Source organism: Azoarcus sp. DN11 (genome assembly GCF_003628555.1).
Lineage (GTDB): Bacteria > Pseudomonadota > Gammaproteobacteria > Burkholderiales > Rhodocyclaceae > Aromatoleum.
In genome coordinates this window covers 1,103,751-1,116,144 of record NZ_CP021731.1, presented here as the reverse complement: position 1 = coordinate 1,116,144, position 12,394 = coordinate 1,103,751, and the positions used below count along the sequence as shown (strand labels likewise).

Below are 12,394 nucleotides of genomic sequence, written 5' to 3'. Positions count from 1 at the left end.
CCCCCGCCCATGCAGTACGCCGGTTTCACCCTGCGCAACAACCTCTTCGTCGCCCCCATGGCCGGCGTCACCGACCGCCCCTTCCGCCAGCTGTGCAAGAAGCTCGGCGCGGGCGTCGCGGTGAGCGAGATGGTCACGTCGAACTCGCTGCTCTATGGCAGCGCGAAGACGCGCCGGCGGGCGGACCACGAAGGCGAGGTCGATCCGATCTCGGTGCAGATCGCCGGCGCCGACCCGCAGATGATGGCCGATGCCGCGCGCTACAACGCCGACAACGGCGCGCAGATCATCGACATCAACATGGGCTGCCCGGCCAAGAAGGTGTGCAACGTGATGGCCGGCTCCGCGCTGATGCAGGACGAACCGCTCGTCGCGCGCATCCTCGAAGCCGTCGTCGCCGCCGTGCCCGGCACCCCGGTCACGCTGAAGTTCCGCACCGGCTGGAACCGCCAGCACCGCAACGCCCCGACCGTCGCGCGCATCGCCGAGGAAGCCGGCATCCGCGCGATCGCGATCCATGGCCGCACGCGCGCCGACCAGTACATGGGCGAGGCGGAATACGACACGATCGCGCACGTGAAGACCCTGGTGAAGATCCCGGTCATCGCCAACGGCGACATCACCTCGCCCGAGAAGGCGAAGCACGTGCTCGACTACACCGGCGCCGACGGCGTCATGATCGGCCGCGCCGCGCAGGGCCGGCCGTGGATCTTCCGCGAGACCGAACACTACCTCGCGACCGGCGAGCTGATGCCACCGCCACTCGTCAGCGAGATCCTCCAGGTGTGCCGCGAGCACCTGGCCGACCTGTACGCCTTCTACGGCGAAGACACCGGCGTCAAGGTCGCCCGCAAGCACATCTCCTGGTACACGAAGGGCCTGGTCGGATCGGCGGCCTTCCGCCGCGCGATGAACCAGCTCCCCGACGTCCCCTCGCAGATGGCGGCCGTCGAGGATTTTTTCGGCCAGCTGGCCCAGCAGGACACCCGCCTGCGCTATGAAGAAGAACTCCCGCAGGAGCTTGCCGCATGAGCCGCCCCAACGAGATTGCCGATTCCGTGCACCGCACCCTCGACCAGTATTTCCGTGACCTCGACGGCGAAAAGCCCGCCGCGATCTACGAGATGGTGATCCGCAACGTCGAGCGCCCGATGCTCGAGTTCGTCCTGCGCCAGGCCAACGGCAACCAGACGGTCGCCGCGGAGATGCTCGGCATCAACCGCAACACGCTGCGGCGCAAGCTCACCGAATACGAACTGCTGTAACCGAACTCCCCCGGCGCGGCGCATTGCGGCGGCGCGCCGGGCCTTTCCGACACCTTCCAGCGATCCGAACGATGAAAGTCTCCCAAGCCCTGATCAGCGTCTCCGACAAGCACGGCGTCCTCGAATTCGCCCAGGCCCTGCACGGCCTCGGCGTGAAGATCCTGTCGACCGGCGGCACCGCCTCGATGCTGCGCGACGCCGGCCTGCCCGTCACCGACGTATCCGAGCACACCGGCTTCCCGGAAATGCTCGACGGCCGCGTCAAGACCCTGCACCCGACCGTGCACGGCGGCATCCTCGCGCGCCGCGACCTGCCCGAGCACATGGAGACGATCGCCGCACACGGCATCACGCGCATCGACCTCGTCGTCGTGAACCTCTACCCCTTCGCGCAGACCATCGCCAAGCCCGGCTGCACGCTCGAGGACGCGATCGAGAACATCGACATCGGCGGCCCCACCATGGTGCGCGCGGCGGCGAAGAACCACGGCGACGAGCAGGGCGGCGTCGGCATCGTGACCGATCCCGAGGACTACGCGGCGATCATCGGCGAACTGAAAGCGAACGGCGGCGAACTGAGCTACAAGACGCGCTTCGCCCTCGCGGTGAAGGCCTTCACCCACACCGCCCGTTACGACGGCGCAATCTCCAACCACCTCACCGCGCTGGTTTTCGGCGACAAGGGCGAGGTGGCGAAGAAAGCCTACCCCGAGCGCTACCAGGTCGCCTTCGACAAGGTGCAGGACCTGCGCTACGGCGAGAACCCGCACCAGAGCGCCGCCTTCTATCGCGAACCGAACGCTCCCGAAGGTTCGATCGCGTCGTACAAACAGCTGCAGGGCAAGGAACTCTCGTACAACAACATCGCCGACGCCGACGCCGCGTGGGAATGCGTGAAGGCCTTCGAGGGCGCAACGCCCGCCTGCGTCATCGTCAAGCACGCCAACCCCTGCGGCGTCGCGGTCGCCGAATCGCCGGTCGCCGCCTACCGCAAGGCCTTCTCGACCGACCCGACCTCGGCCTTCGGCGGCATCATCGCTTTCAACTGCGAAGTCGACCGCGCCGCGGCCGAAGCGGTCTCTGCGCAGTTCCTCGAAGTGCTGATCGCCCCCGCCTACACCGCCGATGCGCTGGCGCTCCTCACCGCGAAGCAGAACGTGCGCGTGCTCAGTTGCGTAATCCCCGGCCCGCTCGGCAAGCCCGCGGGCGCGCTCGATTACAAGCGCGTCGGCGGCGGCCTGCTGGTGCAGAGCGCGGACGAAGCCCGCATCCAGGCGGCCGACCTCAAGGTCGTCACCAAGCGCGCCCCGACCGAACAGGAACTGGGCGACCTCCTCTTCGCCTGGCGCGTCGCCAAGTACGTCAAGTCGAACGCCATCGTGTACTGCCGCGACGGCATGACCGTCGGCGTCGGCGCGGGCCAGATGAGCCGCGTCGACTCCGCCCGCATCGCCGCGATCAAGGCCGAGAACGCCGGCCTCCAGATCAAGGGTACCGTCGTCGCCTCCGACGCCTTCTTCCCGTTCCGCGACGGCCTCGACGTCCTCGCCCAGGCCGGCGCGACCGCGGTGATCCAGCCCGGCGGCTCGATGCGCGACGCCGAAGTGATCGCCGCCGCCGACGAGCAGGGCATCGCGATGGTGTTCACCGGCTTCCGCCACTTCCGCCACTGATCCGCAGCGCAGGTAACAGCATGAAAGTTCTCGTCATCGGTTCCGGCGGCCGCGAACACGCGCTGGCCTGGAAACTCGCGCAGTCGCCCAAGGTGACCCGCGTCCTGGTCGCGCCGGGCAACCCGGGCACGGCACGCGAGCCGCTGCTCGAGAACGTCGCCGTCACGGCGATTCCCGAACTCGTCGAACTGGCACAGCGCGAGCAGGTGCAGTTCACCGTCGTCGGCCCGGAGGCGCCGCTCGCGGCCGGCGTCGTCGACGCCTTCCGTGCCGCCGGCCTGCCGATCTTCGGCCCGACGAAGGCCGCGGCCCAGCTCGAGAGCTCCAAGGATTTCGCCAAACGCTTCCTGATCCGCCACAACATCCCGACGGCGAAGTACCAGACCTTCTCGGACGCGGCGGCGGCGCACGACTACGTGAATGCCGAGGGCGCCCCGATCGTCATCAAGGCCGACGGGCTCGCCGCGGGCAAGGGCGTCGTCGTCGCGATGACGCTCGACGAGGCGCACGCCGCGATCGACATGATGCTCACCGACAACCGCATGGGCGTGAGCTACGGTGAGGCAGGCGCACGCGTCGTGATCGAGGAATTCATGGCCGGCGAGGAAGCGAGCTTCATCGTGCTCGCCGACGGCAGGCACGCACTGGCCCTCGCGACCAGCCAGGACCACAAGCGCCTCAAGGACAACGACGAAGGCCCCAACACCGGCGGCATGGGCGCCTACTCGCCCGCCCCGGTCGTCACGCCGGAAGTGCACGCGCGCGTGATGCGCGAGATCATCGGCCCGACGCTCGCCGGCATGGCGGCCGACGGCCTGCCCTACACCGGCTTCCTCTATGCCGGCTTGATGATCGACGACGCTGGCCAGCCGCGCGTCGTGGAGTTCAACTGCCGCATGGGCGACCCCGAGACGCAGCCGATCATGATGCGTCTCAAGACCGACCTCTCCGATCTGATCGAAGCCGCGATCGGCGGCAAACTCGACGCGGCCGAGGCCGAATGGGACCGCCGCGTCGCGCTCGGCGTCGTGCTCGCGGCCGCGGGCTACCCTGAATCGCCGCGCAAGGGCGACGCCATCACCGGCCTGCCGACGACCGACGACGAGGACGTGCACGTGTTCCATGCTGGCACCGGCGAGCATGACGGCCAGATCGTCACCGCCGGCGGCCGCGTACTGTGCGTCACGGCCCTCGGCGACAACGTGCGCAGCGCGCAGAAGCGCGCCTACGATGTCGCCGACGCGATCGTCTTCGACGGCCGCCAGTTCCGCCGCGACATCGGCCATCGGGCCGTCGCCCGCAAGAACTGAGGCTGCCCCGATGAGCGCACCCGATCGTTCCGCCGTCAAGGACTACCTCCTCGGCCTGCAACAAGGCATCGTCGCGGCGCTGGAAGCCTTGGACGGCGAAGCCTTCCGCACCGACGCGTGGGACCGCCCGGGCGGCGGCGGGGGCATCACCCGTGTCATCGAGGACGGGCGCTTCTTCGAGCGTGGCGGCGTGAACTTCTCGCATGTGATGGGCGCCGGCATGCCGGCTTCGGCGACGGCCCACCGGCCCGAGCTCGCCGGCCGCTCCTTCGAGGCGATGGGCGTGTCGCTGGTGCTGCACCCGCGCAACCCCTACTGCCCCACCGCGCACATGAACGTGCGCTTCTTCATCGCGCTGCCGCCGGAGAACGAGCCCGCTGCCGCACCGATCTGGTGGTTCGGCGGCGGCATGGACCTCACGCCCTACTATCCGTTCGAAGACGATGTGCGCCACTTCCACCGCAGCTGCAAGGCCGCGGTGCTGCCCTTCGGCGGCGAGGCGGAATACCGGCGCCTCAAGGAATGGTGTGACCGCTACTTCTTCCTCAAGCACCGCAACGAGGCACGCGGCGTCGGCGGCCTGTTCTTCGACGACCTCGGCGCCGACGGCAAGATCGACTTCGATGCCGCTTTCGGGCTGGTGAAGAGCGTCGGCGACGCTTTCGTGCCGGCCTACCTGCCGATCCTCGAACGCAGGAAGAATATGGCCTACGGCGAGCGCGAGCGCGACTTCCAGGCCTACCGGCGCGGCCGTTACGTCGAGTTCAACCTGGTGTTCGACCGCGGCACGCTGTTCGGCCTGCAGTCGGGCGGGCGTACCGAATCCATCCTGATGTCGCTGCCGCCCATCGTCAAGTGGCGCTACGACTGGCAGCCCGAGGCAGGCACCCCCGAGGCCAGGCTCTACGAGGAATTCCTCAGGCCACGCGACTGGTGCTGAGCGCAATCGCCATCGGCCCGGCCACCGCGGGCCGTTCGGGCTGAACGAGGGCAGCCCTCGCGGGCAACCCTCGCATTTTCAGGCGGTGGATCGCTCCGCCGCCGCGCGGTAGTGCTCCTGCGCTTCGCCCGGACGATCCAGACGACTCTCGAACAGCCGCGCGAGCGCCAGGTGGGTCTCGACGGAGGGAGCGAGATTCAGGGACGCCTCGAGGTAGCTCTGCGCCTTGCCCCACAACTGCGCGTTCGCACACAGGCGGCCCAACGCGTACAGCAGGCCGGCATCCTTGGGATGCATCCTCAGCCATTTTTCGCCGCGGGCGAGGCAATCGACCGCGTCCCCCTCGCAGCAGCTGCCGTACAGCCGCGCGAGGCCGCTGTCCCATTCCGCGTCGAGCAGGCGTTCGAGCGTCTTGCGCGCGAGCGCCCCCTGGCCGGTCGCTGCGAGGTAAGGCACGGCCCGTTCAACCATGCGCCGATCGCTCAACTCATCCGCGGGGATTCCCTTCCAGTACGCGGCCAGCCCTTCCGCATCGCCGGCGAGTTCCCGCATCCGCTCCAGATGCGCGCGCCGCAGCACGGAACGCATCTGCTCTTCGGACATGGCCTTGTGCTTGTACAGCTGGCGCCCCGTGCGCAGCACCTCGTCCCAGCGTGCGAGCGCCGAGGCCACGCGCAGCGACAGGCGCAGGACCGCGATGTGGCGGTGCCCCGCGACGCGGAGATGCTCCAGCCGCTCGGCCGCTTCCTCGAAGCGGCGCCCCTCGACTGCCAGTTCCGCTTCGGTCATCAGCCGCGCGACGCGCGACTCGCCTTCCTGCTCGGCAGCCTTGCCGAGCCAGATGCGATAGCGCGTGTCGTCGCGCATCGCATGCGCGGCCCGCGCGGCGACCAGGGCAGCCATCGAGCGGTTGTCGGTATCCGAAAAGGCCGCTCCGGCCAATTTCAGCGACTGCGCGAACCGTCCTTCGAACAACGCGCGCATCCCGTCGCGCAGGGCGCGGCCGGCCTTCTCCCTGCGCCGCCGCTCGCGGTACTGGATGACCCGTCCGGGCAGCTCCATGGTCCGCCGGATCATCCGCAGCATCGCGTAGGCACAGAAAAAGGCCACGACCAGTCCGACGATCAGCAGGTTGAGCGAAAGCTGGATGCGCCAGGGCGGCAGCACGACGAGCACGTAACCGTTGTTGACGTTCGCGAGCATCGCCACGCCGGCCGCGAGCGCGAAGATTCCGATGAGCCAGATCAATGCACGCATGATCCGCTCCTCAACGCGCGCCGTTGGCTGGCTGACGAGTCGTGGCGCCGCCCTTCGCAGGCGCCGGGACCGAAGCCGAGGCGGGTGCCGTTGCGGGCGCCGGCGGCACGGCAAGGGCCGCCGCGCTCCGGCCCGCCTCACCTGCGCGCGCCTGGAGCATCCGGAGCGCCGCGATGCTCTCGGTCGGTGCCGGCTGCGCGACCTTGACCGGGGTCGCCGCGAGGGTGGCCAGTTCGGACAAGGTCTCCTGCACCCTGGTGTCACGCTTGTCGAAGTAGCGTTCGACCCATTCCTGCGCCTGCGCAAGATCGGCCGCGAAGGTGCGCCCGTCGCGCGCGAGGAGCGCCAGCCGGGCCGTCAGCAGGCGGATCTTCAGGTTCTCGCGCAGGTAGGTGCTCTGTGCCGGCGCGAGCAGCACCGGCTCGGGCTGGTCGAGACGCTCGATGCGCACCAGCGCGAGGATCTCGTGCCACACCTCGTGCGCCACGCGCTTGACGAAATCCATCGGCGACGGCGCGGCCGCGGCCGGCGCTGCACCATCGCCACGCTCCACGGCCGGTTTTTCGGCAAGCTCGCCCGCGAAGGCGAGCGGCAGCGCATCCGCATGCTCGAGCAGGCCTTCGAGGCGCAGCGCGATCCCTGGCACATCCACCTGCGGCGCCGCCTTCAATTGTTCGATGTCGCGCGCCAGGGCCCGGCGCAGCGGCAGCAGCTGGCCCGCATCCTGGGCGGCGAGACGCGCCTCGGCGCCCTGCAGCGCAATCAGCGCAGCCTCGGCATTGCCTGCAAGCTGCAATTGCTGCGTCGCCATCGCGACGGCGTTCTCGGTCTCCGCGATGACGCGATCCTCGCGCGTGCGCGAAAACTGCTGGTACAGGGTTTCGAGCGCCGCGGCCTGGCCCTCGGTGGCCGCCACCTGGGCTTCGAGTGCGCCGAGCTTGCCCTGCAGCGCGGCGATCACCTCCTGCTGCTGGCGGCCCAGCGCGCGGTACTCCGCCGCAGCCGCCTCGCCGGCGGAGAGCCGCTGGGCGACTTCCTCGCGCACGGTCGCGACGCTGCCGCGCATGTCATGGACGTACCAGCCGAGCACGCCGGTCGCGACGAGGGCGATCACGGAGACGGTCGAGGCAAGACCGCCGCGCGAGCCGGAACGCGCGGCGGCAGGAACGGGCGAACGTTCCGCCGCTTCACGATTCGGCGCGGCGGCAGTTTCGGACGTGCTGGAGGGAGTAAGCGCTGGTTGTTCTTGGTTCATGACCTGAGTGTAACCGAGGCGTGCCGAAAATGAGACTCGAGCGCGCCGATCAGGCCGTCGTCACCCGGCGGCGTCTCGAGGACGAACTCGAAGCCCGCCGCGCGCGCATGCGCAACGATGCGCGGATGCGGGGCAAAGACGGCGACTTTCCGCAGCACCGGCCAGCCGGCGTCGCCGACCATGACGCGCAGGTTGCCGACGCCTTCGCTGCTCGTCAGCGTGATCGCATCGAGGCGCCCCTCCGCCGCCAGCGCCAGCAGGGGCGCGGGGTCGATCGCGGGACAATAGCGGCGGTAGCAGGTGACGTATTCGACTGCGGCACCGCGTTCGCGCAGGGTTTCGCCGAGCAGGTCGCGCCCGCCGTCGCCGCGGAAAATCACCACCCGTCTGCCGGCAATGGCGTCCGCCTGGAACTCGGGCAAGGCAAGCACCGCCTCGCTGTCGAATCCGCCCTGCGGCGCGATCACGTCCTTGAAGCCGTAGGCCGCCAGCGCCCGCTCACTGCCCTTGCCGACCGTGGCGACACGCAGGCCGGCCGGCCACGTGCGCTGCGCGAGGAGGGGGGCCAGGGCGTGGCTGACGGCGTTCGGACTGACGAAGAAGGCGAGGTCGAATCCGTCCAGCCGCGCGGCGATCCCGTCAAGGGCCCGCTTGTCGGCGGGCTCGCCGATCGCCAGCACCGGGTAGCGCAGGGCGTTCCCGCCGCGCGCCTCGATCGCCTCGCACAGGCTGTCGGCCTGCCCGGACGGACGGGTCACCACGATGTGGCGCCCGGACAGCGTGGCCGCGCTCATCGCCGGCACCGTCGCAGCGAACTCAGCCGATCTGGGCGAGGATTTCCTCGGCCCCCTGCCCGCGCAGGTCGGCCGCCAGCGCCAGGCCCAGCGTTTCGCAGTCCGCCGGATCGCCTTCGAGCTCGGCACGCACGATGCGGCTGCCGTCGGGCAGCGCGACGAAACCGCGCAGCCACAGCTTGCCCGCACGGATTTCGGCGTAGGCGCCCAGCGGCACTTCGCAGCTGCCCGCCAGCGCACGCGACACGGCGCGCTCGGCGCGCACGCAGGCCGAGGTGTCGGCGTCGTTGAGCGGCGCGAGCCAGGCGGCGACGTCCTTGCGGCTCGCGAGGCATTCGATGCCCAGCGCGCCCTGTCCCGCCGCCGGCAGCGACACCGCCGACGGCAGTTCGCTGCGGATGCGGTCCGCCAGGCCGAGGCGCTTCAGGCCGGCCGCGGCGAGGATGATCGCGTCGTACTGGCCCTCGTCGAGCTTGCGCAGGCGCGTGTCGAGGTTGCCGCGCAGACTGGTCACCGCGAGCATCGGATACATCGCGTGCAGCTGCGATTCGCGGCGCAGCGAGGACGTGCCGACGACGGCGCCCGGCGGCAGCTCGTCGAGGCTCGCGTAGCGCGGCGACACGAAGGCGTCGAGCGGCACTTCGCGCTCGGAAATGCAGGGCAGCGCGAAGGGTTCCGCGAGTTGCATCGGCACGTCCTTCATCGAATGCACCGCGATGTCGGCCCGCCCTTCGAGCAGCGCGGCCTCGAGCTCCTTGACGAACAGCCCCTTGCCACCGACCTTCGCGAGCGGGCGGTCGAGGATCTGGTCGCCCCGGGTGGTCATGCCCAGCAGTTCGACGCGGCAGCCCGGGTACAGCGCCTCGAGGCGAGCCTTGACGTGTTCGGCCTGCCACAGCGCGAGCCGGCTTTCGCGGGTGGCGATGACGATGCGTTCGGGCGGGGTGAAATCGGCGGAAGTTGCGCTCACGGTAAACAGACTCGTCGGCAGATGGATTAGGATCCTGAACGGGGCGGCACATTTCCGCGCCGCAGCATCAGGGTTCGCGCCAATGGCGCCGCAGCAAACCGGCATTCTAGCATGGGCGCCTGTATACACCCCCCGCCCCCCATTCCAACCCATAGCCCCGAACCGCCCGGAAGGACCATGAATCAGGACAAGGACGCACCGCTGCGCGAAGACATCCGACTGCTGGGCCGCGTGCTCGGCGACACCGTGCGCGACCAGCAGGGCGACGCCGTGTTCGGCCTCGTCGAACGCATCCGCCAGACTTCCGTGCGCTTTCGCCGCGACGACGACCGCGCCGCGCGCCAGGAACTCGAAGGCATCCTCGACGCCCTGTCGCGCGAACAGACGATCCAGGTCGCCCGCGCGTTCAGCTACTTCTCCCACCTCGCCAACATCGCCGAGGACCAGCACCACATCCGCCGCAGCCGCGCCCACCTGATCGCGGGCTCGGCACCGCGCGAAGGCAGCCTCGCCCATGCGCTCGCCCGCGCCTTCGCCAGCGGCCACGAGGCGTCCGAACTGGCCGCGTTCTTCGATACCGCGTCGATCTCACCGGTGCTCACGGCCCACCCGACCGAAGTGCAGCGCAAGAGCATCCTCAACTGCGAGACTGACATCGCGCGACTGCTCGACCGGCGCGACCGCATGATGCTCACGCCCGAGGAGCGCGAACACAGCGACGAAGCCCTGCGCCGCGCGGTGCTGATCCTGTGGCAGACGCGCATGCTGCGCCCGGCCAGGCTGTCGGTGGTGGATGAGGTGGCCAACGGCCTCTCCTACTTCGACGCGACTTTCCTGCGCGAAGTGCCGCGCCTCTACGCCAGCCTCGAGGACCAGCTCGCCAAGCGCGATCCGGCGCTGGGCGCGCTGGAACTGCCCGCCTTCCTGCGCGTCGGCAGCTGGATCGGGGGCGATCGCGACGGCAACCCCTTCGTCACCGCCGAGGTGCTGGAACGCGCGCTGACGATGCAGGCGAGCGCGGCGCTCGGCTTCTATCTGGCCGAACTGCACACGCTCGGCGCGCGCCTGTCGCTCGCGACCGGGCTCGTGAGCGCCTCCGACGCCCTGCTCGCCCTCACCGAGCAATCCCCCGACAAATCGCCGCACCGCAAGGACGAGCCTTACCGCCGTGCGATCTCCGGCATCTACGCACGCCTCGCGGCCACCCACCGCACGCTGCTCGGCGGCGAGCCGGCGCGCGCGCCGGTCGGCCCGGCGGCGCCCTACGCAAGCGCGCACGAACTCGCGGAAGATCTCGACATCCTCCACCGCTCGCTCGTCGCCAACGGCTCAGCCGCTCTCGCGCGCGGACGCCTGCGCCTGCTGCGGCGCGCGGTGCGCGTGTTCGGCTTCCACCTTGCGCCGATCGACCTGCGCCAGAACTCGGACGTGCATGAGCGCGTCGTCGCCGAACTCCTCGCGACCGCCCAGCCCGGCAGCGACTACCGCGCGCTGGACGAGGCCGGACGCTGCGAGGTGCTCATCGCCGAACTGGCCACGCCGCGCCTCTTGGCCTCGCCGCACGTGCGCTACTCGGACGAGACGGAAGGCGAGCTGGCGATCTTCCGCGCCGCGCGAAGCGCGCACCTGCGTTTCGGCAAGGAAGCGATCACCAACTGCATCATCTCGAAGACCGACGACGTCTCCGACCTGCTCGAACTCGCACTGCTGCTCAAGGAAGCGGGCCTCCTGCGGCCGCACGAGCAGGCGCTCGACGTGAACATCATTCCGCTGTTCGAGACGATCGAGGATCTCGCCAACGCGCCGGCGGTGATGGACCGCCTGTTCGCGCTGCCGGCCTACATGAGCCTGCTGGAGTCGCGCGGCCGGATGCAGGAGATCATGCTGGGCTACTCCGACAGCAACAAGGACGGCGGCTTCCTGACCTCCGGCTGGGCGCTGTACAAGGCCGAGATCGGACTCGTCGACGTGTTCGCCCGGCACGGCGTGCACCTGCGCCTCTTCCACGGTCGCGGCGGCTCGGTCGGGCGCGGCGGCGGCCCGAGCTACCAGGCCATCCTCGCGCAGCCCGGCGGCGCCGTGCAGGGCCGCATCCGCCTCACCGAACAGGGCGAAGTCATCGCCGCGAAGTACAACAACCCGGAAGTCGGCCGGCGCAACCTCGAAGTGCTCGTCGCCGCGACCCTCGAAGCGAGCCTCCTCGCCGACCGCGCCCCGGCGCCGCGCGCCGAGTTCCTCGACACCATGCAGGCGCTGTCCGACGCGGCGTTCGCGGCCTATCGCGGCCTCGTGTATGAAACGGAAGGCTTCGAGCGCTACTTCTGGGAATCGACGGTGATCTCGGAGATCGCCGAACTCAACATCGGCTCGCGCCCCGCGTCGCGCAAGAAGGGCACGCGCATCGAGGATCTGCGCGCGATTCCCTGGGTGTTCAGCTGGTCGCAGTGCCGCCTGATGCTGCCCGGCTGGTTCGGCTTCGGCGCGGCGGTGAAGGCGTGGCGCGCGGCGCACCCGGACGACGGCCTCGCGCGGCTGCAGGCGATGCACAAGGAGTGGTCGTTCTTCGCGACGCTGCTGTCGAACATGGACATGGTGATGGCGAAATCCGACCTCGCGATCGCGTCGCGCTACGCCGGCCTCGTCAAGGATCCGGCGCTGCGCGACACGATCTTCGGCCGCATCCGCGCCGAGTGGCAGGACACCGTCGACGCCCTGCTCGCAATCACCGGCCAGGCGGAACTGCTGGACGGCAACCCGCTGCTCAAGCGCTCGATCCGCAACCGCTTCCCCTACCTCGACCCGCTCAACCACGTCCAGGTCGAGCTGCTCCGCCGCCACCGCGAAGGCCACGACGACGCGCGCGTGCGCCTGGGCATCCACCTCTCGATCAACGGCGTCGCCGCGGGGCTGCGCAACAGCGGCTGAGGGCA

At 69.8% G+C, this 12,394-nt stretch carries 10 protein-coding genes; 6 read left to right on the top strand and 4 right to left on the bottom strand.

All coding sequences use genetic code 11. The features are described from left to right. The first annotated feature begins 9 nt into the window (after positions 1-9). The 5 genes from dusB to hemF all read left to right on the top strand — a co-directional run bounded on the left by dusB (position 10) and on the right by hemF (position 5,188). A complete protein-coding gene (gene dusB / locus CDA09_RS05015) occupies positions 10-1,032 on the top strand; it encodes a tRNA dihydrouridine synthase DusB (RefSeq protein ID WP_121427611.1) in 1,023 nt (340 codons plus the stop codon). Beyond that, entirely contained in the window at positions 1,029-1,265 is a 237-nt protein-coding gene (locus tag CDA09_RS05010; protein WP_018988172.1) for a helix-turn-helix domain-containing protein, read from the top strand. The genes dusB and CDA09_RS05010 overlap by 4 nt, the downstream gene beginning before the upstream one ends. A gap of 71 nt (positions 1,266-1,336) precedes the next feature. Further along, positions 1,337-2,938 carry a bifunctional phosphoribosylaminoimidazolecarboxamide formyltransferase/IMP cyclohydrolase gene (purH, locus tag CDA09_RS05005; RefSeq protein ID WP_121427610.1) on the top strand — a complete coding sequence of 534 codons (1,602 nt, stop codon included), beginning with the start codon at positions 1,337-1,339 and terminating at the stop codon, positions 2,936-2,938. A 20-nt stretch (positions 2,939-2,958) separates the two neighbouring features. Further along, positions 2,959-4,248 (top strand): phosphoribosylamine--glycine ligase, encoded by a 1,290-nt coding sequence (purD, locus tag CDA09_RS05000; RefSeq protein ID WP_121427609.1) that lies wholly within the window; start codon positions 2,959-2,961, stop codon positions 4,246-4,248. 10 nt (positions 4,249-4,258) lie between these two features. Beyond that, positions 4,259-5,188: an oxygen-dependent coproporphyrinogen oxidase gene (hemF, locus tag CDA09_RS04995; protein ID WP_121427608.1), complete on the top strand. Its 930-nt coding sequence runs from the start codon at positions 4,259-4,261 to the stop codon at positions 5,186-5,188. 78 nt (positions 5,189-5,266) lie between these two features. Here the strand turns inward: hemF and CDA09_RS04990 are convergent, their stop codons facing one another. The 4 genes from CDA09_RS04990 to hemC are packed head-to-tail and all read right to left on the bottom strand — an operon-like array spanning position 5,267 to position 9,464. After that, a complete protein-coding gene (locus CDA09_RS04990) occupies positions 5,267-6,445 on the bottom strand; it encodes a heme biosynthesis HemY N-terminal domain-containing protein (protein ID WP_121427607.1) in 1,179 nt (392 codons plus the stop codon). Between the two features lie 10 nt (positions 6,446-6,455). Then, complete coding sequence (locus tag CDA09_RS04985; RefSeq protein WP_121427606.1) at positions 6,456-7,700, bottom strand: uroporphyrinogen-III C-methyltransferase; 1,245 nt, start codon at positions 7,698-7,700, stop codon at positions 6,456-6,458. Continuing rightward, the gene (locus tag CDA09_RS04980) at positions 7,697-8,494 is read right to left on the bottom strand and encodes a uroporphyrinogen-III synthase (protein ID WP_121430739.1); all 798 of its coding nucleotides are present in this window, start codon (positions 8,492-8,494) and stop codon (positions 7,697-7,699) included. Before CDA09_RS04980 ends, CDA09_RS04985 begins: the two co-directional genes overlap by 4 nt. Before the next feature lie 22 nt (positions 8,495-8,516). After that, the gene (gene hemC / locus CDA09_RS04975; RefSeq protein WP_121427605.1) at positions 8,517-9,464 is read right to left on the bottom strand and encodes a hydroxymethylbilane synthase; all 948 of its coding nucleotides are present in this window, start codon (positions 9,462-9,464) and stop codon (positions 8,517-8,519) included. A gap of 177 nt (positions 9,465-9,641) precedes the next feature. Between hemC and ppc the strand changes: the two genes are divergently transcribed. Beyond that, positions 9,642-12,389, top strand: a complete 2,748-nt coding sequence (gene ppc, locus CDA09_RS04970; protein ID WP_121427604.1) for a phosphoenolpyruvate carboxylase — start codon at positions 9,642-9,644, stop codon at positions 12,387-12,389. Positions 12,390-12,394 lie beyond the last annotated feature (5 nt).

Excerpts from the sequence above, each read along its gene's own strand:
- dusB (WP_121427611.1), top strand. The coding sequence starts at position 10 with ATGCAGTACGCCGGTTTCACCCTGCGCAACAACCTCTTCGTCGCCCCC.
- CDA09_RS05010 (WP_018988172.1), top strand. The coding sequence starts at position 1,029 with ATGAGCCGCCCCAACGAGATTGCCGATTCCGTGCACCGCACCCTCGAC.
- purH (WP_121427610.1), top strand. The coding sequence starts at position 1,337 with ATGAAAGTCTCCCAAGCCCTGATCAGCGTCTCCGACAAGCACGGCGTC.
- purD (WP_121427609.1), top strand. The coding sequence starts at position 2,959 with ATGAAAGTTCTCGTCATCGGTTCCGGCGGCCGCGAACACGCGCTGGCC.
- hemF (WP_121427608.1), top strand. The coding sequence starts at position 4,259 with ATGAGCGCACCCGATCGTTCCGCCGTCAAGGACTACCTCCTCGGCCTG.
- CDA09_RS04990 (WP_121427607.1), bottom strand. The coding sequence starts at position 6,445 with ATGCGTGCATTGATCTGGCTCATCGGAATCTTCGCGCTCGCGGCCGGC.
- CDA09_RS04985 (WP_121427606.1), bottom strand. The coding sequence starts at position 7,700 with ATGAACCAAGAACAACCAGCGCTTACTCCCTCCAGCACGTCCGAAACT.
- CDA09_RS04980 (WP_121430739.1), bottom strand. The coding sequence starts at position 8,494 with ATGAGCGCGGCCACGCTGTCCGGGCGCCACATCGTGGTGACCCGTCCG.
- ppc (WP_121427604.1), top strand. The coding sequence starts at position 9,642 with ATGAATCAGGACAAGGACGCACCGCTGCGCGAAGACATCCGACTGCTG.